The sequence below is a fragment of the Burkholderia sp. BCC1985 genome, from assembly GCF_905339915.1.
Taxonomy (GTDB): Bacteria; Pseudomonadota; Gammaproteobacteria; order Burkholderiales; family Burkholderiaceae; genus Burkholderia.
On the sequence record NZ_CAJPGY010000010.1, the window covers coordinates 1 to 20,819 of the forward strand.

The 20,819-nt window shown below is 68.4% G+C and carries 19 protein-coding genes; 9 read left to right on the forward strand and 10 right to left on the reverse strand.

The window, feature by feature from the left end; genetic code table 11:
* Positions 1-329 precede the first annotated feature (329 nt).
* Together U4Z31_RS12125 and U4Z31_RS12130 are read left to right on the forward strand one after the other, a co-directional pair.
* The gene (locus U4Z31_RS12125; RefSeq protein ID WP_321810475.1) at positions 330-2,474 is read left to right on the forward strand and encodes a phosphocholine-specific phospholipase C; all 2,145 of its coding nucleotides are present in this window, start codon (positions 330-332) and stop codon (positions 2,472-2,474) included.
* 357 nt (positions 2,475-2,831) lie between these two features.
* Positions 2,832-3,980 carry a branched-chain amino acid ABC transporter substrate-binding protein gene (locus U4Z31_RS12130; RefSeq protein WP_321810476.1) on the forward strand — a complete coding sequence of 383 codons (1,149 nt, stop codon included), beginning with the start codon at positions 2,832-2,834 and terminating at the stop codon, positions 3,978-3,980.
* Between the two features lie 220 nt (positions 3,981-4,200).
* Here the strand turns inward: U4Z31_RS12130 and U4Z31_RS12135 are convergent, their stop codons facing one another.
* A complete protein-coding gene (locus tag U4Z31_RS12135; RefSeq protein ID WP_044844738.1) occupies positions 4,201-4,962 on the reverse strand; it encodes a FadR/GntR family transcriptional regulator in 762 nt (253 codons plus the stop codon).
* A 426-nt stretch (positions 4,963-5,388) separates the two neighbouring features.
* Between U4Z31_RS12135 and gudD the strand changes: the two genes are divergently transcribed.
* Positions 5,389-6,741 carry a glucarate dehydratase gene (gudD, locus tag U4Z31_RS12140; protein ID WP_321810477.1) on the forward strand — a complete coding sequence of 451 codons (1,353 nt, stop codon included), beginning with the start codon at positions 5,389-5,391 and terminating at the stop codon, positions 6,739-6,741.
* Between the two features lie 112 nt (positions 6,742-6,853).
* Here gudD and U4Z31_RS12145 read toward each other — a convergent pair whose 3' ends face one another.
* The 3 genes from U4Z31_RS12145 to U4Z31_RS12155 form a co-directional block, all read right to left on the reverse strand.
* Positions 6,854-7,318, reverse strand: a complete 465-nt coding sequence (locus U4Z31_RS12145; RefSeq protein ID WP_124487413.1) for a DUF2214 family protein — start codon at positions 7,316-7,318, stop codon at positions 6,854-6,856.
* Positions 7,319-7,355: 37 nt separating this feature from the next.
* Positions 7,356-8,156: a hypothetical protein gene (locus U4Z31_RS12150; RefSeq protein ID WP_321810478.1), complete on the reverse strand. Its 801-nt coding sequence runs from the start codon at positions 8,154-8,156 to the stop codon at positions 7,356-7,358.
* A 238-nt stretch (positions 8,157-8,394) separates the two neighbouring features.
* Complete coding sequence (locus U4Z31_RS12155) at positions 8,395-9,459, reverse strand: glycosyltransferase family 4 protein (RefSeq protein ID WP_044844742.1); 1,065 nt, start codon at positions 9,457-9,459, stop codon at positions 8,395-8,397.
* A 563-nt stretch (positions 9,460-10,022) separates the two neighbouring features.
* Between U4Z31_RS12155 and U4Z31_RS12160 the strand changes: the two genes are divergently transcribed.
* On the forward strand, positions 10,023-11,852 hold the full coding sequence (locus U4Z31_RS12160; RefSeq protein WP_044844743.1) for an ABC transporter ATP-binding protein: 1,830 nt from the start codon (positions 10,023-10,025) through the stop codon (positions 11,850-11,852).
* 109 nt (positions 11,853-11,961) lie between these two features.
* Here the strand turns inward: U4Z31_RS12160 and otsA are convergent, their stop codons facing one another.
* Positions 11,962-13,338 carry an alpha,alpha-trehalose-phosphate synthase (UDP-forming) gene (gene otsA, locus U4Z31_RS12165; RefSeq protein ID WP_321798481.1) on the reverse strand — a complete coding sequence of 459 codons (1,377 nt, stop codon included), beginning with the start codon at positions 13,336-13,338 and terminating at the stop codon, positions 11,962-11,964.
* Positions 13,335-14,087, reverse strand: a complete 753-nt coding sequence (gene otsB, locus U4Z31_RS12170) for a trehalose-phosphatase (protein WP_044844745.1) — start codon at positions 14,085-14,087, stop codon at positions 13,335-13,337. Before otsB ends, otsA begins: the two co-directional genes overlap by 4 nt.
* Positions 14,088-14,370: 283 nt before the next feature.
* Between otsB and U4Z31_RS12175 the strand changes: the two genes are divergently transcribed.
* Genes U4Z31_RS12175 through U4Z31_RS12185 form a run of 3 tightly spaced genes read left to right on the forward strand, consistent with a single transcriptional unit; the run spans position 14,371 to position 16,366 of the window.
* Positions 14,371-15,018 carry an SCO family protein gene (locus tag U4Z31_RS12175; protein ID WP_044844746.1) on the forward strand — a complete coding sequence of 216 codons (648 nt, stop codon included), beginning with the start codon at positions 14,371-14,373 and terminating at the stop codon, positions 15,016-15,018.
* A 24-nt stretch (positions 15,019-15,042) separates the two neighbouring features.
* Positions 15,043-15,483: a copper chaperone PCu(A)C gene (locus U4Z31_RS12180; protein ID WP_321810479.1), complete on the forward strand. Its 441-nt coding sequence runs from the start codon at positions 15,043-15,045 to the stop codon at positions 15,481-15,483.
* Positions 15,484-15,493: 10 nt separating this feature from the next.
* Positions 15,494-16,366, forward strand: coding sequence for a cytochrome c oxidase assembly protein (locus U4Z31_RS12185; protein ID WP_124521357.1), 873 nt, complete (start codon positions 15,494-15,496; stop codon positions 16,364-16,366).
* Positions 16,367-16,380: 14 nt separating this feature from the next.
* Here U4Z31_RS12185 and U4Z31_RS12190 read toward each other — a convergent pair whose 3' ends face one another.
* On the reverse strand, positions 16,381-16,872 hold the full coding sequence (locus tag U4Z31_RS12190) for a GNAT family N-acetyltransferase (protein WP_044844749.1): 492 nt from the start codon (positions 16,870-16,872) through the stop codon (positions 16,381-16,383).
* Between the two features lie 128 nt (positions 16,873-17,000).
* Positions 17,001-17,867: a pirin family protein gene (locus U4Z31_RS12195; RefSeq protein ID WP_044844750.1), complete on the reverse strand. Its 867-nt coding sequence runs from the start codon at positions 17,865-17,867 to the stop codon at positions 17,001-17,003.
* 110 nt (positions 17,868-17,977) lie between these two features.
* On the opposite strand from U4Z31_RS12195, the gene U4Z31_RS12200 reads away from it, so the two are divergent.
* A complete protein-coding gene (locus U4Z31_RS12200; RefSeq protein WP_321810480.1) occupies positions 17,978-18,895 on the forward strand; it encodes a LysR family transcriptional regulator in 918 nt (305 codons plus the stop codon).
* Between the two features lie 165 nt (positions 18,896-19,060).
* Positions 19,061-19,573, forward strand: a complete 513-nt coding sequence (locus U4Z31_RS12205; protein ID WP_124487423.1) for a GAF domain-containing protein — start codon at positions 19,061-19,063, stop codon at positions 19,571-19,573.
* A gap of 127 nt (positions 19,574-19,700) precedes the next feature.
* On the opposite strand, the gene map is transcribed toward U4Z31_RS12205, so the two are convergent.
* Together map and U4Z31_RS12215 are read right to left on the reverse strand one after the other, a co-directional pair.
* Positions 19,701-20,507, reverse strand: coding sequence for a type I methionyl aminopeptidase (map, locus tag U4Z31_RS12210; protein WP_044844753.1), 807 nt, complete (start codon positions 20,505-20,507; stop codon positions 19,701-19,703).
* Complete coding sequence (locus tag U4Z31_RS12215) at positions 20,507-20,746, reverse strand: ParD-like family protein (protein ID WP_044844754.1); 240 nt, start codon at positions 20,744-20,746, stop codon at positions 20,507-20,509. The genes map and U4Z31_RS12215 overlap by 1 nt, the downstream gene beginning before the upstream one ends.
* Between the last annotated feature and the right edge of the window lie 73 nt (positions 20,747-20,819).

A 20,819-nucleotide genomic window follows, 5' to 3' on the forward strand; every position in this document is an offset into this window, starting at 1 on the left:
ACCTTCTAATCTTTTAATCTTTCCCGCTTTCCCGCTTTCCCGCTTTCCCGCTTTCCCGCTTTCCCGCTTTCCCGCTTTCCCGCTGTCCGCTGTCCCGCTGTCCGCTTTCCCGCTATCCGCGTCCCCGCTGCCCGTTGCACCGCGACCGTCGGCCGTTGTCCGTTCAACGCCGCGCCTGCAAACGTTTCCGGACTTCACATGAATGACACCGATTTCTCGCTATGCTCGCGGCGGCACGACCCGGCGCAGCCGCATCCTGCGCCACGGGGCGCGTCCATTTTCCGCATGTCCCGCCAACCGGCTCCCCCCTTTAACGCACGATAACGACCATGACCCGATCGAACCGTCGTGACTTCCTGCGCGTCGCCGCCGGCACCGCCGGCGCAGCCGCGCTGAACCTGTTCCCGCCCGTGATCCGCGATGCGCTCGCCATCCCCGCGAACCGCCGTACCGGCACGATCCGCGATATCGAACACATCGTGATCCTGATGCAGGAGAACCGTTCGTTCGACCATTACTTCGGCACGATGCGTGGTGTCCGCGGATTCGGCGACCCCCGCCCGCTGCGCCTCGCGAACGGCAAGTCGGTGTTCCATCAGCCGGTCGGCCCGGCCGAGCTGCTGCCGTTCCACCCGGGCGCCGACAAGCTCGGCCTGCAGTTCCTGCAGGACCTGCCGCACGGCTGGCAGGACATGCACGCCGCATGGAACAAGGGCCGCTACGACCAGTGGGTGCCGAACAAGGGCACCACGACGATGGCGTACCTGAAGCGCGACGACATCCCGTTCCACTACCAGCTCGCCGACGCATTCACGATCTGCGACGCTTACCACTGCGCGATCCCGAGCTCGACCGACCCGAACCGCTACTACATGTGGACCGGCTACGTCGGCAATGACGGCACGGGCGGCGGCCCGGTGCTCGGCAACGAGGAAAAGGGCTACGGCTGGACGACCTATCCGGAAGTGCTCGAGCAGGCCGGCGTGTCGTGGAAGATCTACCAGGACGTCGGCACGGGGCTCGACGCGAACGGCTCGTGGGGCTGGACGCAGAACCCGTACATCGGCAACTACGGCGACAACGCGCTGCTCTACTTCAACCAGTACCGCAGCGCGCTGCCCGGCACGCCGCTGTACGACAAGGCGCGCACCGGCACCAACATCAGCGCCGGCGGCACGCTGTTCGACGTGCTGCAGCAGGACGTGAAGAACGGCACGCTGCCGCAGGTGTCGTGGATCTGCGCGCCGGAAGCGTACTCGGAGCACCCGAACTGGCCGGCGAACTACGGCGCGTGGTACATCGAGCAGGTGCTGAAGGTGCTCGTATCGAATCCGGACGTGTGGAGCAAGACCGCTCTCTTCATCACCTACGACGAGAACGACGGCTTCTTCGACCACGTGCCGCCGCCGTTCGCACCGCAGTCGCGCGACAACGGGCTGTCGACGGTCGCGACGACCAACGAGGCATTCGCCGGCGACGCGTCGCACATGGCCGGCCCGTACGGGCTCGGGCCGCGCGTGCCGATGCTGGTGGTGTCGCCGTGGACCAAGGGCGGCTGGGTCTGCTCGCAGACCTTCGATCACACGTCGCTGCTGCAATTCATCGAAGCACGCTTCGGCGCGCAGTACGCGGTCACCGCGGCGAACGTGTCGCCGTGGCGCCGTACGGTGTGCGGCAACCTGACGTCCGCGTTCGACTTCGCGACGCCCGACGCAAGCTGGCCGCAGCTCCCGGACACGAGCGGCTACGCGCCGCCCGACCGCAACCGTCACCCCGACTACATCCCGGTGCCGCCGGTCGTCCAGCATCTGCCGAAGCAGGAGGCCGGCCTGCGTCCGGCGCGCGCGCTGCCGTACGAACTGTTCGTGCACGGCCGGATCGACAATGCGAGCGGCCAGTTCCGGCTGACCTTCGCGAACACCGGCACCGCGGGCGCGGCGTTCCAGGTCCAGGCGCGCAATCGTGTCGACGGCCCGTGGACCTACACGGTCGACGCCGGCAAGCGGCTTTCCGACCTGTGGAGCCCGGCGCCGTCGCTCGGCCTGTACGACCTCGACGTGTACGGCCCAAACGGCTTCTACTGCCACTTCCGCAGCCCCGCGGCGGCGGCGGTCGGCCCCGCGAGCATCAACCCCGAGGTGATCTACGGCTACGACGTCGCGAACGGCAACATCACGCTGCGCCTGATGAACCGCGGCCACCAGGCCGTGCGGCTCAAGGTGACGAGCGCATATGGCCACGGCCATGCGCGCGAGTTCGACCTCAAGCCGGGTACGCACGTCGACGACTACTGGGATCTGCGCGGCAGCCACGGCTGGTACGACCTGACCGTCAGCGACGGCCGCCCGCTCGGCTTCCTGCGCCGTTTCGCGGGCCACGTGGAGACCGGCCGCCCGAGCACGAGCGACCCGGCGATCCGCACGAACGCGTCGCATGACGACGCCGAAGCTGCGTCGGACGCCCTGTCCGACTGACGACGGCGAACGCGGCGCGGCCCCGCCGGGGGCTGCGCCGCCCGCCCGCACCCGCCTCCCGTCCGTTCGTGACGGGAAACTCCCGATACCGGCCGCCCGCGCTCGCGCGGAAGCTATGCGCAAATCCGCATCGAATGCGCGGCAAATTGCCAAGACCCGCGCATATCGGCGACCTATATATCGAGACGATCGGGGCTCCTCGCAGAGCCTGACGGGAGGTCCTTTCCGGGAAGCATCAGCAAGCCGACCTCCACGTCCGATTCCGAGAAGCGGTCGAACCGCCCGCCCGTCGCACGCGCCCGGCCCGCCGGCTGCGTGCGGTACCCACCCGCTGGTGTTAGAACAAGAGGAACGAACATGACATTCCGTCATTCCCTGTTGTCGGTATCGGTCGTATCCGCGGTAGCCCTTCTCTCGCAACACGCCGCCCAGGCCGCCGACGCGTCCGACGTGAAGGTCGGCTTTGCCGCGCCGCTCACCGGCGTGAACGCCGGCTACGGCAAGGATCTCCAGAACGGCGTGCAGCTCGCGCTCGACGACGCCGCCGCGCAGAAGGTGCAGATCGCCGGCAAGCCCGTGCATTTCGACCTGGTCGTGCAGGACGACCAGGCCGACCCGCGCATCGGCGTGCAGGCCGCGCAGGCGCTCGTCGACCAGAACGTGTCGGTGGTGGTCGGCCACTTCAACTCGGGCACGACGATTCCGGCGTCGGTGGTCTACGACAAGGCCGGCATTCCGGTGATCGACCCGGCCGCGACCAACCCGACGCTCACGTCGCGCGGGCTCGCGAACATGTTCATGGTGATCGCGACCGACGGCCAGAACGCCGGCAACGCGGGCAAGTACGCGGTCGACGTGACCAAGGCGAAGCGCATCGCGATCATCGACGACCGCACCGCGTTCGGCCAGGGTGAGGCGGACGAGTTCGAGAAGGCCGTGAAGGCGGCCGGCGGCAACATCATCGGCCGCGAGTTCACCAGCAACCAGGCGGTCGACTTCCGCGCGCAGATCACGAGCCTGAAGGGCAAGAACCCCGACCTGATCTTCTTCGGCGGTCTCGACTCGCTCGCCGCGAACTTCATCAAGCAGATGCGCCAGCTCGGGCTGAACGCGCAGTTCGTCGGCGGCGGCGGTGTGAAGGACAACGAGTTCATCAAGATCGCCGGCCCGGCCGCGGAAGGCGCGATGGCGTGGGAATACGGACGGCCGCTCGACGAGCTGCCGCAGGGCAAGGATTTCGAGCAGCGTTTCAAGAAGCGCTTCGGCGTCGACGTGCTGTCGTACGCGCAGTTCGGCTACGACGCGGCATGGGCGGCGATCAAGGCGATGCAGGCGGCCAACTCGACCGATCCAAAGGTCTATCGCCCGGCGCTGAAGAGGGTCGACTTCGAAGGCGTCACCGGCCGCATCTCGTTCGCGAACGACGGCTCGCTGAAGAGCGGGATGTCGACGCTGTACCAGGTGAAGAGCGGCACGTGGAAGACCATCGTGACGAAGGGGGGCTGATCGGGCAGGATCGGCGGTCCGGGCAGCCGGGCCGCGGCCGGGGCGCGGGCGACGGCGGGAACACCGCCCCGGCGCCCCTCCCACGATGCAGGTGACCGGACGATCCGCAGCCGGCGCTAAAGCGATCGGCGCAATCGCACCGATCTCATACGATGACTGATGTTGCGGCGATATTCGTCAAGGCCTGCGGCGCCGCGCAGGCCGTGTCAGCGGCCACGCGTCAGCTGGCCTGCGTGTCGCGTTCCGCCTCGGCCGCCTCGTGCGCACGGCGCAGCCGCTCGCGGCTGTTGGTCAGGTGCGTGCGCATCGCGGCGCGCGCGGCTTCCGGGTCGTGACGCGCGATCGCCTCGTAAATGTCTTCATGCTCGTGATTGAGCCGGGCGACATAGCGCTCGAGGTCGTCGCCGGCGAAGCGCGCCGAATTCACGCGCGTGCGCGGAATGATCGACGCGCCGAGCTGCGTCATGATGTCGACGAAGTAACGGTTGCCGGTGGACTGCGCGATCTGCAGGTGGAACTGGAAATCGAGCGGTGCCGTGTCGCGGCCGCCGCCCGCCCCCGACGCGATCGCGTCGAGCGCACGCCGCAACGCGGCGAGGTCGGTATCGTTCGCGCGCTGCGCGGCGAGGCTCGCGCATTCGCTTTCGAGGCTGATGCGCAGCTCGAGCACCGCGAGCACGTCGCGCAGCGTCGTGATGGTCGCGGGATCGATACCGAGCGTCTGCCGGCGCGCCGGCTCGAGCACGAAGCTGCCGATGCCGTGGCGCGTCTCGACGAGGCCGCTCGCCTGCATCCGCGAGATCGCTTCGCGCACGACCGTGCGGCTGACGCCCTGCGCCGCCATGACTTCGGTTTCGGTCGGCAGCTTGTCGCCGGGACGCAGCGTGCCGTTTTCGATCTGCGCGGTCAGCGCGTCGACGACATCTTGTGCGAGGCTGCGTGCGCGACGGCGCGGCGCTGCGGGAAGCGTGGGCACGGACATGAGGCCGGTTCCTTTTTGAATGATCGTAATGTGAGCCGAGGGTTTACGCGGGGTTTGAGCGAACGCCGATGATTCATTATACTGCGTCACAAGTCATCCGACGACTGATGATCGCGACACGGATCTCCTGTCGACCGAGGCTGGCGCTCCAGCGCTGCCCCCGGTCCCGTGGTTCGCGATCGGCCGGCATTCGCGCTTCTGCGCGGCTGCCGGCGCCCGGTTTCGCGACCGATCGAAGCGCGCTTGCGCGCGTGCTCCGGCCTGTCGCGACACCGGCATCGAGCGGGTCGCCCCCATCCTTTCGGGTTGCTGTCGACATGCGGGGCTTGCGCACCGCGCACGTCGGTTGTCGAATGATCGCACCTCCCGCCGCGCGCAGCAAAGATTTTGCCGCACGGCATTGCCCACTCTTTTGCCATCGCCGCCATGAACGCCGTCACTGCCTCGCCTTCCCACGACACGCCGCGCATCGTCGACCTGCAAGCCATTCCGGTCGCCGGCCACGACAGCATGCTGCTCAACCTGAGCGGTGCGCACGGCCCGTTCTTCACCCGCAACCTCGTGATCCTGAAGGACAGCGCGGGCCGGACCGGCGTCGGCGAGGTGCCGGGCGGCGAAAGCATCCGCCGCACGCTGGAGGACGCGCGCGCGCTCGTCGTCGGTCAGCCGATCGGCAATTACCATGCGGTGCTCAACGACGTGCGGCGCACCTTCGCCGATCGCGACACGAGCGGCCGCGGCCTGCAGACCTTCGACCTGCGCACCACGATCCACGCGGTCACCGCGCTCGAAGCCGCGCTGCTCGACCTGCTCGGCCAGCATCTCGGCGTGCCCGTGGCGGCCCTCCTCGGCGAAGGGCAGCAGCGCGAGCGCGTCGAGATGCTCGGCTATCTGTTCTACATCGGCGATCGCACGCAAACTGCGCTGCCCTATCGCGACGGCCGCGGCGCGACCGACGACTGGACCCGCGTGCGCGACGAAGCCGCGCTGACGCCCGAGGCGGTCGTGCGCCTCGCCGAAGCCGCGCATGCGCGCTATGGGTTCAATGACTTCAAGCTGAAGGGCGGCGTGTTCGAAGGCGCGCGCGAGGTCGACGCCGTGACGGCGCTTGCCGAGCGCTTCCCCGAAGCGCGCGTGACGCTCGATCCGAACGGCGCGTGGTCGCTCGACGAGGCCGTGCGGCTGTGCCGCGACCTGCATCACGTGCTCGCGTATGCGGAAGATCCGTGCGGCGCGGAGAACGGTTATTCGGGCCGCGAGGTGATGGCCGAATTCCGCCGCTCGACCGGGCTGCCGACGGCCACCAACATGATCGCGACCGACTGGCGCCAGATGGGCCACGCGGTGCAGTTGCAGGCGGTCGACATCCCGCTCGCCGATCCGCACTTCTGGACGATGCAGGGCTCGGTGCGCGTCGCGCAGATGTGCCGCGACTGGGGTCTCACGTGGGGCTCGCATTCGAACAACCACTTCGACGTATCGCTCGCGATGTTCACGCACGTCGCGGCCGCCGCGCCCGGCCAGGTCACCGCGATCGACACGCACTGGATCTGGCAGGACGGCGAACGGCTGACGCGCGAGCCGCTGAAGATCGAGAACGGGCTCGTGGAAGTGCCGAAGCGTCCGGGCCTCGGCATCGACATCGACATGGAGGCGGTCGCGGTCGCGCACGAACTGTACAAGCAGCACGGGCTCGGCGCGCGCGACGACGCGGCCGCGATGCAGTATCTGATTCCGGGGTGGACGTTCAACAACAAGCGCCCCTGCCTCGTGCGCTGAGCGCGGGACGAAACGGGCGGCGGGTCCGCCCGGTCGACATTCGCGGCCGGCCGGGCGTAGCCGGCCGCACCTACCCGGCCAGACCTAGCCGGCCGCACCTAGCCGGCCGCACCTACCCGGCCAGCCCAATCCCCCGCGCCATCCCCGACGCGGCGAGCACGATCACCATCACGAGCACGGCCTGCCAGTGGCCGATCCGCACATAGGTCCGTGCGCGGCCCAGATCGGGCATCTGCTGCTGCCGCGCGGCGATGCGCCAGCGGATCAGCCCGAGCATCGGCACGATCTCGAGCAGGAGGATCAGCACGAGCGCGGTCATCTTGAGGTGAAAGAGCGGCTCATGAAGGTAGTACGCCGAGCCCTTCTCGAAGCCGCCGAATGCGCGCGTGAGCCCGGTCGCGATCAGTACCAGCGCGGACAATCCCCAGGCCGCGTCGGCCTTGAACACGCCGGGCAGGTCGGCGGCCTGCGCCGACGCGATGACCCGGCGCAGCGCACGGTTGCGTCCCGCGATCGCGGCGAACGCGACGCCGAATGCCATCAGGTGAACGGCTGCCAGCAACCAGCGGACGATCATTGCGCCTCCTTGTCGCCCGCGCGCCGCGCAGGCCTTGTCAGACGATCTGTTTGAGCGCCGCGTCGAGCGCGAGCACCGCGACGCGGTCGCCCTCGGTCGCGAGCGGCGCGCGCATCACGATCTGCCGGTTATGGCCGACGGCCGCCGGCGAATCCCACAGCAGCTCCACCTTCGGCCGCCGGAACAGGCTGCCGCGACGCGGCGGCACGGCGACCGGCTGCGCACCCTGCTCGCCCGCGGCGGACGCGACCCGGCCGGGCCAGCGCACCGACAGTTCGCGCGCGTCGTACTGACCGACCTTGCGGCTCTCCATCCAGACGATCGCGGTACGCGTGAGCGTGTCGAGCGAGATCGCGTAGCGGCCGACCGCGAAGCGGCGCGCGGCCACGTTGGTGCGCCACAGCGGCCGCGGGCGGCACATCCAGACGATCGCCGCATACAGCGCCGGCGCGGCGACGAGCCAGCCGTTGGTCGCCGTCACCGCGTGCAGCGCGCGGCGCCAGCCGGCCGCCCACGCGAACGCGCCGATCGACCACACGGCGAACAGGAAACCGATCAGCGCGAAGACCCGCAGCGCCTGGCGCAGCCACTGCGGCAGCGGATGGAACGGCCGCTCGGCGCGCGCGACGGCGCCCGGCAGCGCGAGCAGCAGGAAGATCAGGACGAGATAGACGAACGCCCAGGGCGACGACACCATCGCCGACAGCGACGCGCGATAGCCCATCTGGGACATCGAGAACAGCCAGCGCGCGAGCAGCACGAGACCGATCGCGCGCAACGCGAAGATCACGCCGGCGCCGGGGGCCGGTGCTGCGCGCGTGGTTTTCGTTCTCGCCAAGACTGCTCTCCTCTCGATGTTCGTGCGGGGCCGGATTTCACGGCACGGCCATTATAGGGACATTACCGTCTGGACAGACGGCCGGATGGCGTGCCGGACCGCTTCCGCGTCCGTTCGCGGCGCCGGGCGCGGCGAGAATACAACAGATCCGCGCCGCAGATGTGACAACGCCCCGCCGGAGACCCGGACGGGGCGTCGATGACGGGGCCTCAGCCGCGGTGCGGCCGGCGGCCCGGCATCAGCCTGCGTTGACTTCGCGCAGGACGGTGCGGCGCTTCTGGCGCAGCAGCTCCTCGTAGCCCTTCACGTAGTTCTGCGCCATCACCTTCGACGAGAAACGGGCTTCGAACGCGGCGCGCACCTTCTCGCGCGGCAGCGTATCGAGGCGCTTGAGCGCCGCGACGGCCGACAGTTCGTCTTCGACGACGAAGCCCGACACGCCGTTCTCGATCACTTCCGGCACCGAGCCGCGCTTGAACGCGATCACCGGCGTGCCGCACGCCATCGCCTCGATCATCACCAGGCCGAAGGGCTCCGGCCAGTCGATCGGGAACAGCAGCGCGTGCGCGTTGCCCAGGAATTCGGTCTTTTCCGACTCGCTGATTTCGCCGATGTACTCGACGTGCGGCAGCGCGAACAGCGGCTTGATCTTCTCTTCGTAGTAAGCGCGGTCAGCCTTGTCGAGCTTCGCGGCGATCTTGATCGGCAGGCCGGCCTGCTCGGCGATGCGGATCGCGGTGTCGACGCGCTTCTCCGGCGAGATGCGGCCGAGGAACGCGAGGTAGCTCGGCTTCACGTTCGGGATCGGCGTCAGCAGGTTTTCCGGCAGGCCGTGGTACACGGTCGACAGCCAGTTCGCCTGCGGCAGCGGGATGCGCTGGTTGTCGGAGATCGACACGACCGGCACGTCGCTGAACGCATTGAAGATCGGCTGCAGTTCCGGCAGGTCGAGACGGCCGTGCATCGTCGTCAGATGCGGGACCGGCTGGCGCGAGAACAGCGAGAACGGGTAGTAGTCGATGTGGCAGTGCAGCACGTCGAACTCTTCCGCGCGGCGGCGCACCTGCTCGAGGAGCAGCATGTGCGGAGCCATCACGTCGCGGATCGTCGGGTCGAGGCGCAGTGCCTGCGGCCAGCACGCTTCGAGCTTCGCCGACGTTTGCGAATCGCCGCTCGCGAAGAGCGTGACGTCATGCCCCATCTCGACAAGTGCTTCGGTGAGGTAGGACACCACTCGCTCGGTACCACCGTACAGTTTCGGGGGCACCGCTTCGTGCAACGGAGCGATTTGGGCGATTCGCATGCGTAACTCCTAAAAAATCGGCTAAAAACCAGGTATGGGTCGGCAACCTGCCGGCGGTCCGGGCTGGATGCATTTCATCCGAAAAATCGGACGAATCAGCCTGCCGGGGGCGTCGAACCCGCGCTGCTCAAGGAGCGTCGGCGACGCGACAGGCATAGAACGTTTGAAACGAAGACCCGTTGACAGGGGTTCGTAAAAACCTGGAATCGAACCCGGAGCCGATTATCTAGGGTTAATCCCGATACGGCGCACAACATTTCAAACTCTTTGCTTTGTTACAAAGGCGCAACACTTTGCAACCCGCGGACTTGGGTGTCCGTTCTAGAGTGGAAGGCTCTTTTTGGCGTTCCGAGTCATCCGCCACGGCCGGCATCGTGATTCCGGTGCACGCGGCAGGACGGATGCCGGATTTTATCTCAAAATTGATCGCGCGCCCCTGACCAAGGCAAGATTCGCGCTGCGCAATGCACGGCCTTGTTTACAATGCCGGATTATTCAGTCCGGGCGGCCGTGGGCTGCGATCCTGACGATCCGCTCAACCACCGAATCACCGCACGCATATTTTGGAATCTCTCACCCCTGCCCAGCGCAACGCCCACAACGCGAAGCTGTCGAGCTACGCGCATCGGCCGATCGCGTTCCTGTTCCGCTACATCCGCCTGCATCCGGTCGCGCACCTGGTCGTGCTCTGCAGCGTGCTGGCCGCCGTCGGCTGCGCGCTCGGCTCGCAATACGCGATCAAGCACCTGATCGACGTGCTCGCGACCGGGCGCCATCATCCGGGCCCGCTGTGGAGCGCGTTCGCGCTGCTCGTCGGCCTGATCGCGGCCGACAACCTGCTGTGGCGCGTCGGCGGCTGGGCCGCCGCGCACACGTTCGTCGCGGTCACCGGCGACCTGCGGCGCGACCTGTTCCAGTACCTGATCGGCCATTCGCCGACCTACTACTCGGAAAAGCAGCCGGGCACGCTCGCGAGCCGCATCACCGCCACGTCGAACGCCGTCTATACGTCGGAGAACACGATGGCGTGGAACGTGCTGCCGCCGTGCATCGCGGTGATGGGCGCGATCCTGATGATCATCGTCGTGAACCCGCTGATGGCCGCCGGCCTGCTCGGCTGTTCGGCCGTGCTCTCCGTCGTGCTGTTCAAGCTCGCCGGGCGCGGCTCCGCGCGCCATCACGCGTTCGCGTCGAAGGCCGCCGCGGTCGACGGCGAGCTCGTCGACGTGATCGGCAACATGGGCCTCGTGCGCGCATTCGGGATGACGCTGCGCGAACAGAAGCGCTTCGGCGCGACGGTGAAGGCCGAGATGGACGCGCGCCAGCAAAGCCTGTTCTACCTCGAGAAGCTGCGCCTGCTGCACGCGGTGATCACCGCGATGCTGTCCGCCGGCCTGCTCGGCTGGGCGTTGTGGCTGTGGGACCAGGGCCGCGCGACCTCCGGCGACATCGTGCTCGTCAGCTCGCTCGGCTTCACGATCCTGCACGGCACCCGCGACCTCGCCGTCGCGCTCGTCGACGTCACGCAGCACGTGGCACGCCTGTCCGAAGCCGTGAAGACGCTGCTCGAGCCGCACGGGATGCCGGACCGCTCCGACGCGCAGCCGCTGTCGGCCAAGGGCGGCCGCGTCGATTTCGAACGCGTGACGTTCGCGTATCCGCATCGCCGCGCGATCCTCGATCACTTCGATCTCCATATCGAACCGGGCCAGCGCGTCGGCCTGATCGGCAAGTCGGGCGCCGGCAAGTCGACCGTGCTCGCGCTGCTGCAGCGCTTCTACGACACGCAGGACGGCGCCGTGATGGTCGACGGCCAGGACGTGAAGGCGATCACACAGGACAGCCTGCGCCATGCGATCGCGCTCGTGCCGCAGGACATCTCGCTGCTGCACCGGACCATCTACGACAACATCGCGTACGGCCGCCCCGAGGCGACCCGCGAGGAAGTGCTCGCCGCCGCGCGCGACGCCCGCTGCTCGGAGTTCATCGAGGCGATGCCGGAAGGCTATGACACGATCGTCGGCGACCGCGGCGTGAAACTGTCGGGCGGCCAGCGCCAGCGCATCGCGATCGCGCGCGCGATCCTGAAGGACGCGCCGATCCTGCTGCTCGACGAAGCGACGTCCGCACTCGACAGCGCATCCGAGGAAGCGATCCAGAGCGCGCTCGACCGCCTGATGGTCGGCCGCACGGTGATCGCGATCGCGCACCGGCTGTCGACGCTGCGCAACTTCGACCGGATCATCGTGATGAGCAACGGCAAGGTGATCGACGACGGCAGCCCCGACGTGCTGCGCAACCGTCCGGGCCTGTACCGCGACCTGCTCGCGAAGCAGCACGGCCGCCATCACGCCCCCGACGGCACCGCGCCGACCGGCGAACGCGTGGCCTGACGCCGCCCAGGCAGCATCCCGTCCTGGCAGCCGATAAAAAAACCGCCGTGCGCGAAGCACGGCGGTTTTTTTCATGGCGCCGCGCGACCGTCGCCGCGCGGCACGCGGATCACACGCGCTGCAGGTCGCGCAGGAAGTTGTCGCGCCACACCGACACGTTGTTCTCGCGCAGCTGCGCGATCATGTCCGCATAACGCGCGCGCCGCTCCGCGAGCGGCATCGTCAGCGCCTGCGACAGCGCATCTGCCATCCCGTCGATGTCGATCGGATTGACGATCAACGCGCCCGTCAGCTCGCGCGCGGCGCCCGCGAAGCGCGACAACACCAGCACGCCCGGATCGTCCGGATTCTGCGCGGACACGTACTCCTTCGCGACCAGGTTCATCCCGTCGCGCAGCGGCGTCACGAAGCCCACGCGTGCGAGGCGATACAGTGCGGCCAGCACCTGCCGATCGTACTGGCGGTGAATGTACAGGATCGGCGCCCAGTCGAGCTCCGCATAGCGGCCGTTGATGCGCCCCGACTCCGCTTCGAGCTGCAGGCGGATGTCCTGGTACGCGCGCAGGTCGGCGCGCGTCGATGGCGCGATCTGCAGGAACGACACGCGGTTGCGGATCGAGGTCTGGTGCTCCAGCAGCTTCTCGAACGCGCGGAACCGCTCGACGAGCCCCTTCGAATAATCGAGCCGGTCGACGCTCATGATCAGTTGGCGCCCGCGTAGCGACGTGGCCATGCGCGCGGCCTTGCCGTGCTCGCCCGCCTGCGCGAGCGACGCGATCTCGTCCGGATACACGCCGATCGGATAGGCGGCCGCGCGCAGCGTGTTGCCGAACGCGCTCACGCGCACGGTGTGCCCTTCGCGCGCCACTTCGCCGCCGGCCTCGAACTCGATGTAGTCGCAGAACGCGCGCAGGTCCGGCTCGGTCTGGAAGCCGAGCAGATCGAACGCGCACAGCGACTCGACGAGCTCGCGATGCGGCGGCACGTTGACGAGCACCTGCGCGGCCGGAAACGGAATGTGCAGGAAAAAGCCGATGCGGTTCTTCACGCCGGCCGCACGCAGCGCACGCGCGAACGGGATCAGGTGATAGTCGTGCACCCAGATCACGTCGTCGTCCTGCAGCAGCGGCACGAGCTGCTGCGCGAGCCAGACGTTCACGCGGCCGTAGCCGTCGAACTCGTGGCGGTCGTACTGGATCAGGTCCGCGCGGTAATGGAACGCGGGCCACAGCGTCGCGTTCGAGAACCCGCGGTAGTACTGGTCGTAATCGCGGCGCGACAGCCCGACGGTCGCGAACGTCACGGGGCCGCGCTCCTCGATGCGGATCTGCGGCGCACCGGACGCGACCACCTCGCCGCTCCAGCCGAACCACATGCCGCCCGTCTCCTTCAGCGCATCGTAGACGCCGATCGCGAGACCGCCCGCCGCCGGCTCGCCTTCCGAAATCGGGGCGACGCGGTTCGAAACGATGATGAGTCGACTCATGCGCCCTGCAGCTCCGCGCCAAGCCAGCGGGCGATCTGCGCGTGCAGCGCGTCGACCGAGTCGAGCCGCGTGCGGGCCGACGTCTCGCCCGCGCCGACCTTGATCGACAGGCCGCCGCGCGCGTTGACCACCGCGAAGCCCTTCTCGTCGGTCAGGTCGTCGCCCGCGAACAGCGGCACGCGGCCCGCGAACGGCGGCTCGTCGAGGAACGCGGCCAGCGCGCGCCCCTTGTCGACGCCCTTCGGCTTGATCTCGAACACCATCTTGCCGGGCTGCAGCACGTACGCATCCGCGTATTCGGCGACGAGGCGCTCGGCCGCTGCGCGCGCAACCGGCTCACGCTCGGGCGCGTTGCGGTAGTGCAGCGCGACGGCCGCCCCCTTGATTTCGAGCAGCATGCCCGGATGACGGTCGACGACGGCCGCGAGCTCGCGCTCGATGCGCAGCAGCCGTTCGTCGTTGAAGCCGATGCGCTGCGTGTCGCCGTTCGCGTCGCGCCGCTCGGCGCCGTGCAGGCCGGCGATCGGCAGGTCCGGCATGTTCAGGAACGTGTCGAGGTTGTCGATGCCGCGCCCCGACACGATGGCGACTGCACCGTGCGAACGGCGCCGCAGTTCATCGAGCAGCGTCAGCAGCGACGGCGGCACGTGAATGCTGTCGGGCGTCGGCGCCAGCTCGACGAGCGTGCCGTCGAAGTCGAAAAAGAACGCGGTATCGGTCAGGGACAGGGAAGCCGGAACGGATTGCATCGATTCGATGGTCTGAGAGCGGCCTGCCAACGCGGGGGCCGCCGCTGCGAGAATGGAATTGTGCGCATCTTACCGCGCCTGCGTACCGAGATGGGCGAAACCGGTGCGGGGCTTGCCTCGCGCCGCCGCCCGCGTCAACTGCGACATATTGCCCCGCTCGCCCGTGCCGTACGGGTTTCGAAAGGACGCGGGCGCGGGAATTGCGCTACAGTCGGCAACCGCCGGCCGCGCGACGCATGGCGCCGCGCCGGCCGACGACCGTTCCGTCCGATCGAGCCCCAGGATGTCGTCTGCCCGTCCCGCGCCGCACTGGCGCTTCCTCAGCCTGACCCGCCTCGTCCGCACGGCCGCGGCGCTGACCGCCGCCGTCGCGCTCGCGGCCTGCACGCACGACGAGCCGGGCTGGCGCCTGACCAACGTCACGGGCCACCTGCCCGACCTGTCGTTCACGCTCACCGGCGGCGACGGCCGCACGGTCGACGCGAACGCGTTTCGCGGCCGCATCGCGCTCGTCTACTTCGGCTACACGCACTGTCCCGACGTCTGCCCCGAAACGATGGCGCGGCTGATGGAAGTGCTCGCGAAGCTCGGCCCGCAGGCGAACGGCGTGCGCATCCTGTTCGTCTCGGTCGATCCCGCGCGCGACACGCCGCAGGCGATGCAGTCGTACGTCGCCGCGTTCGATGCCGCACACGCGCGCGGCCTGACCGGCACCGACGGCCAGATCGAATCGCTCGCGAAACGCTATCGGGTCGCGTACCAGATGGAAAAACGCGACCCGTCCGGCGGCTACGAAGTCACGCACAGCTCGGCCGTGTACATCTTCGACGCGACCGGCCGCGCGCGCCTGCTCGCGACCGACCGCGATTCGCCCGACGCGATCGCCGCCGATGTCCGCCGTATCATCGACACCGCCTCCACCTCCTCCTGAATTCCGAACTCCGACATCTCCGACATGAAGACGACCCTCAAGACGCTCGCCCTCCTCGCCGCGCTGTGCACCGCTGCGCAAGCCTGTGCCGCGGGCGCAATCACCGCGCAGAATGCATGGGTGCGCTGGCTGCCGAACCGGCTGCCCGCGGGCGGCTACGTGACGCTCGTCAACACGGGCGACAAGCCGGTCGATCTCGTCGACGTCGACAGCCCCGACTACGGGATGGCGATGCTGCACCAGACCGTGTCGAACGGCTCGACGCAGAAGATGGAAATGGTCGACAAGCTGACGATCCCAGCGCGCGGCAAGGTCGACATCGCGCCGGGCGGCTATCACTTCATGCTCGAGGAACCGAAGCACGCGATCAAGCCCGGCGACACCGTGCGCCTGCGCCTGAAGTTCTCCGACGGCGAAACGGTCGACATGCCGTTCGCCGTGAAGTCGCCGGCCCAGGCGAAGTGATGCGCGCGCGATGAACGTCCTGTACTGGCTCGATCCGTGGGAACCGTCGCCGACCGTGGTCATCGCGGTGCTGACGGCTGCCGTGCTGTTCGCGCGCGGCGTGAAGAAGGCGAAGGTGTCGCCGCTGCGGCAGTTCTCGTTCTGGCTCGGGCTGACGGCGCTCTACATCGCGCTGCATACGCGGCTCGACTACTTCTTCGAGCACGAATTCTTCCTGCACCGCGCGCAGCACCTGGTGCTGCATCACCTCGGGCCGTTCTTCATCGCACTGGCCTACCCGGGCGCCGCGATCCGCGCGGGCATTCCGTTTCGCTGGCGGCAGCGCTTCGTGCGCCCCGCGCTCGCGTGGGCACCCGTGCGCGCGACGCTCGACGTGGTGTTCCATCCGGTCGTCGCGGTCGTGCTGTTCGTCGGGCTGATCTATTTCTGGCTGCTGTCGCCGATCCATTTCGTCGCGATGCTGGACTGGCGCCTGTATCGCGTGATGAACTGGAGCATGGTGATCGACGGGCTGCTGTTCTGGTGGCTCGTCGTCGATCCGCGTCCCGCGCCGCCCGCGCGGCTGTCGCCGGGCCGCCGGATCCTGATCGTCGTCGCGGCGATTCCGCCGCAGATCGCGCTCGGCGCGCTGATCTTCTTCACGCCGCACGAGCTGTATCCGATCTACTCGATCTGCGGACGCGCGTTCACGTGGCTCAGCCCGCTGCGCGACCAGCAGATCGGCGGCCTGCTGCTGTGGATTCCGGGTTCGATGATGAGCGTGATCGGCGCGTTGATCGCGCTGCGGCACTGGTTGCGGTTGTCCGCGCGCGGCCGCTTGATCGAAGAGCGGGCTGCCGCCCTGCACGCGGCACGCCCGCCGGTGACGCGCGCCGCCCACTGACGTCGCGCCGCGCGTCAGCCGCGCGCGCTGGTCATCCACACGTGCGGGATGCCGTCCTCGTCGTGCACGTCCGAACTCGGCGTGAAGCCGAATGCCCCGTAGAAGCGCTGCAGGTGCGCCTGCGCATGCAGGCTCACCTGCGCATCCGGCCACTGCGCGCGGATGTGCCCGAGCGCGCGCGAGAGCAGCGCGTTACCGAGGCCCGCACCGCGAAACGCGGCGGTCGTCAGCACGCGGCCGATGCGCACGTCGGGGTGCTGCGCATCCGGCAGCAGCACGCGCAGGTAACCGGCGAGACGGCCCGCGGGATCATATGCGGCCAGGTGCCACGCAGCCTGGTCCGCACCGTCGATGTCGCGATAGACGCAGTTCTGCTCGACGACGAACACGGCGCTGCGCGCGTCGAGGATCGAATAGACTTCGCGCGCCGTCAGCGCGTCGAAGAATTTCCAGTGCCAGTCGAGATCGTCGGCATGCAGGGATGCGGCGGGTGCGGAAGCATTCATGGTCGGTCCTGATTCGGGCGCGCCGGCCGGCGCGCGGCAACCGTCGATTATGCCTCGAAGCGCACGCGGCACGCGTGCCGCCCTTCCGCGCGTGAAAAAAAGGCCCCGCATCGCGCGGGGCCTGTCCGTCATGCCGGCATCTGGCCGAAGCGGCCGTTGTTGAAATCGTCGATCGCGGCCCGGATTTCCTCTTGCGAGTTCATCACGAACGGCCCGTAACCGACGACCGGCTCATCGATCGGCTCGCCGCTCAGGATCAGCAGCTTGGCGTCGCCGTTCGCTTCGATCTCGACGTCGCGGCCGTCGCGGCTCAACTGCACGAACTGCGCTTCACGGGCGACCGTCTCGCCGTTCACCAGCAGCGTACCGCTCAGCACGACCACCGCGAGCGTGCGCCCTTCGGCGATCGGGAACCGCGCACGGCCGCCGGCTGCGAGCCGCACATCCCACACGTCGATCGGCGTGTGCGTGCGGGCCGGGCCGCGCCGGCCGTCGAATTCACCCGCGATGATCCGCGCGCGGCCTGCGCCGTCCGGCAGTTCGACCACCGGGATGTCCGCGTCCAGAATCGTCTGATAGCCGGGCGCACCCATCTTGTCGGCGGCGGGCAGGTTCACCCACAGCTGCACCATCTCGAGCGGACCGCCCCGCTTCGTGAACGCTTCCGAGTGGAATTCCTCGTGCAGGATCCCGCTCGCGGCCGTCATCCACTGCACGTCGCCCGGGCCGATCACGCCGCCCGCACCGGTCGAGTCGCGGTGCGCGACTTCGCCGTCATAGACGATCGTCACCGTTTCGAACCCGCGGTGCGGGTGCTGGCCCACCCCGCGCGGTGCCGAAGCCGGCTCGAAGTTCGCGGGACCCGCGTAGTCGAGCAGCAGGAACGGGCTCAGGTGCGTCCCGTGAGACTGGTAGCTGAACATCGAACGCACCGGGAAACCGTCGCCGACCCAATGACCGCGCGGCGCACTGTACACACCCTGGATCTTCTTCATTTGCCTTCTCCGAATTGCGGCGAAACACGTGTTTCGCAACCTGAGTAGGAATATAGAGGTGGAACGATCGATCCGGTAGACTGCCCAAATCGCACTCAGCGTTCTATTTCATGAACGATAACGAACGGGATCTGAACGATCTCTATTACTTCGTGCAGGTGGTCGAGCACGGCGGCTTCGCGCCGGCCGGGCGCGCGCTGAACATGCCGAAGTCGAAGCTGAGCCGCCGCATCGCGCTGCTCGAGGCACGGCTCGGGATGCGGCTGATCCAGCGCTCGACGCGCCGTTTCACCGTCACCGATGTCGGCCAGACCTACTACGCGCATTGTCGCGCGATGCTCGTCGAGGCGGACGCCGCCGACGAGGCGATCGCGCTGCTGCACGAGGAGCCGCGCGGCATCGTGCGGGTCAGCTGCCCGGTCGTGCTGCTCGATTCGCTGGTCGGCACGATGATCGCCGCGTTCATGGTCGCGTGCCCGCGCGTCGAGATTCACCTGGAAGCGACCAACCGGCGCGTCGACGTGGTCGGCGAAGGGATCGACGTCGCGATCCGCGTGCGCCCGCCGCCGCTCGAGGACAGCGATCTCGCGCTGCGCGTGCTGGCCGAGCGCGGCCAGTGCCTCGTCGCGAGCCCCACGTTGCTGCGCGAGCGCGGCGTGCCGGCCGTCCCCGCCGACCTGACCCGCCTGCCGAGCCTCGACCACGGCGTGCCGCAGGCCACGCACGTGTGGCGGCTGCGCGGCCCCGACGGCGCGCAGGCGGAAATCCACCATCAGCCGCGGCTCGTCACGGGCGGCATGCTCGCGCTGCGCGCGGCCGCCGTCGCGGGGGTCGGCGTCGTGCAGCTGCCGACGATGATGGTGCGCGACGAAGTCGCGCGCGGCGAACTGGCGACCGTGCTGCCGGACTGGGCGCCGCGCCGCGAGATCGTGCATGCGGTGTTCGCGTCGCGGCGCGGGCTCCTGCCCGCGGTGCGCGCGCTGCTCGATTTCCTGGCCGAGCGATTCGCCGAACTCGAGCCCGATTGAGCGGCATCGCCACGGCGGTCGCCCCGCGTTCGGCGTTTCGGCGTGTGCGTCGCGAACCGGACGCTGCAGACCGGCCGCGCGTGCCGTAGACTGCGGGACGCGCATCGCGCTTTTCACGCCGTTTTCACAACCCCGCTGTTCACAACCTCTTTTCGCCTTTCAGCCATGTTCACGCTGTCCACCGACCCTCACGCCTCCAAGGCCGAACTCTATGCGACGCTCGTCGAGCAGGCACGCGCGCTCGTCGAATCGGAACGCGACCTGACCGCGAACGCCGCGAACTTCTCCGCGCTCGTCTATCACTCGCTCGACCGCCTGAACTGGGCCGGCTTCTACTTCTTCGACGGTTCGGAACTCGTGGTCGGGCCGTTCCAGGGCAAGCCCGCGTGCGTGCGGATCGCGCTCGGCAAGGGCGTGTGCGGCACGGCTGCGCAGACCCGCGAGACGCAGGTCGTGCGCGACGTGCATGCATTCCCGGGCCATATCGCCTGCGATGCCGCGTCGGAATCGGAAATCGTCGTGCCGCTGGTCGCTGCCGACGGCACGCTGATCGGTGTGTGGGACGTCGACAGCCCCGTCGCCGCGCGTTTCGACGACGAGGACCGCAACGGGATGGAAGCGCTGTGCCGCGTGTTCGTCGAACACGCGTGGCAGAAGGCGCGCGGTCGAGCCGCGTGACGCTGCCGGCGGCGGCTGCGGAGGCCGCAGCCTGCTGATCGCGCCGCTTGGCCGCCAACGAAAACGGGCCCCGCTCATTCACGCGGGGCCCGTTTTCGTTGCGTCGCTGCGCGCGGCGCGCCGCGCGTCAAGCCGCGTGCGTGCCGGAAAGCGCCGCGAACGCCGGCGGCTTCACGTCGTCCGACAGGATCTCGAAGCCCTGCTCCGTCACGACGACCATGTGCTCCCACTGCGCGGACAGCGAATGATCCTTCGTGACGACCGTCCAGCCGTCCGCCAGCACGCGCGTATCGCGCTTGCCCGCATTCAGCATCGGCTCGATCGTGAAGATCATCCCCGGCCGCAGCGGCACGCCGGTGCCCGGGCGACCATAGTGCAGCACCTGCGGCTCGTCGTGGTACACGTCGCCGATCCCGTGCCCGCAGTACTCGCGGACCACGCTGAATCCCTCACGATGCGCGACCTGCTGGATCGCATAGCCGACGTCGCCGAGCGTCGCGCCGGGACGAACCGCGCGGATGCCCGCATGCATCGCCTCATAGGTCGTCGCGACGAGGCGCCGCGCGAGTTCGCCCGGCTCGCCGACGAAGTACATGCGGCTCGTGTCGCCGAACCAGCCGTCCTTGATCACCGCGATGTCGAGATTCACGATGTCGCCGTCGCGCATCGGCCGCGACGACGGAATGCCGTGACAGACCACGTGATTGACCGACGTGCACAGGGTTTTCGGATAGCCGTGATAGCCGATGTTCGCCGGGATCGCGCCGAGCACGTCGACGATATATTCGCGGCAGCGCACGTCGAGCTCGTCGGTGGTGACGCCCGGTTTCACGTGTTCGGTGATCATCGTCAGCACCTGGGACGCGAGCTTCGCGGCCTCGCGCGACTTGGCGATTTCCGCGGCACCGCGGATCGGGATTTCGCGCCTCGCCATTACGCCACCTGCTCGATGCCGTGGGCGACGACCGATTCCGTGCCGCCGGCATCGCCGCCGCGCGCTTCGGTCTCGATCAGCAGCCGGCAGATATCGCCGTAGGACAGCGACGGATTGAGTTCCGCCAGCATCCCGACGCGCAGCCAGTGCTCCGCCTGCGCATTGATCGAACGGCTCAGCGCGGTACTGGTCGAGCGCAGCCGTTCGTGCATGTGCTCGGATATCTTGATGATTCCCATATGTCTCCAATTAAACGAAATATAGTCGTTTCGTATATTACGCTCACCTCGGTCGCCGGGCAAGCGCCCGGCT

What these genes read in the sequence shown, in the direction of transcription:
- U4Z31_RS12125 (WP_321810475.1), top strand. Translation starts at nt 330, where the DNA reads ATGACCCGATCGAACCGTCGTGACTTCCTGCGCGTCGCCGCCGGCACC.
- U4Z31_RS12130 (WP_321810476.1), top strand. Translation starts at nt 2,832, where the DNA reads ATGACATTCCGTCATTCCCTGTTGTCGGTATCGGTCGTATCCGCGGTA.
- U4Z31_RS12135 (WP_044844738.1), bottom strand. Translation starts at nt 4,962, where the DNA reads ATGTCCGTGCCCACGCTTCCCGCAGCGCCGCGCCGTCGCGCACGCAGC.
- gudD (WP_321810477.1), top strand. Translation starts at nt 5,389, where the DNA reads ATGAACGCCGTCACTGCCTCGCCTTCCCACGACACGCCGCGCATCGTC.
- U4Z31_RS12145 (WP_124487413.1), bottom strand. Translation starts at nt 7,318, where the DNA reads ATGATCGTCCGCTGGTTGCTGGCAGCCGTTCACCTGATGGCATTCGGC.
- U4Z31_RS12155 (WP_044844742.1), bottom strand. Translation starts at nt 9,459, where the DNA reads ATGCGAATCGCCCAAATCGCTCCGTTGCACGAAGCGGTGCCCCCGAAA.
- otsA (WP_321798481.1), bottom strand. Translation starts at nt 13,338, where the DNA reads ATGAGTCGACTCATCATCGTTTCGAACCGCGTCGCCCCGATTTCGGAA.
- otsB (WP_044844745.1), bottom strand. Translation starts at nt 14,087, where the DNA reads ATGCAATCCGTTCCGGCTTCCCTGTCCCTGACCGATACCGCGTTCTTT.
- U4Z31_RS12175 (WP_044844746.1), top strand. Translation starts at nt 14,371, where the DNA reads ATGTCGTCTGCCCGTCCCGCGCCGCACTGGCGCTTCCTCAGCCTGACC.
- U4Z31_RS12180 (WP_321810479.1), top strand. Translation starts at nt 15,043, where the DNA reads ATGAAGACGACCCTCAAGACGCTCGCCCTCCTCGCCGCGCTGTGCACC.
- U4Z31_RS12185 (WP_124521357.1), top strand. Translation starts at nt 15,494, where the DNA reads ATGAACGTCCTGTACTGGCTCGATCCGTGGGAACCGTCGCCGACCGTG.
- U4Z31_RS12190 (WP_044844749.1), bottom strand. Translation starts at nt 16,872, where the DNA reads ATGAATGCTTCCGCACCCGCCGCATCCCTGCATGCCGACGATCTCGAC.
- U4Z31_RS12195 (WP_044844750.1), bottom strand. Translation starts at nt 17,867, where the DNA reads ATGAAGAAGATCCAGGGTGTGTACAGTGCGCCGCGCGGTCATTGGGTC.
- U4Z31_RS12200 (WP_321810480.1), top strand. Translation starts at nt 17,978, where the DNA reads ATGAACGATAACGAACGGGATCTGAACGATCTCTATTACTTCGTGCAG.
- U4Z31_RS12205 (WP_124487423.1), top strand. Translation starts at nt 19,061, where the DNA reads ATGTTCACGCTGTCCACCGACCCTCACGCCTCCAAGGCCGAACTCTAT.
- map (WP_044844753.1), bottom strand. Translation starts at nt 20,507, where the DNA reads ATGGCGAGGCGCGAAATCCCGATCCGCGGTGCCGCGGAAATCGCCAAG.
- U4Z31_RS12215 (WP_044844754.1), bottom strand. Translation starts at nt 20,746, where the DNA reads ATGGGAATCATCAAGATATCCGAGCACATGCACGAACGGCTGCGCTCG.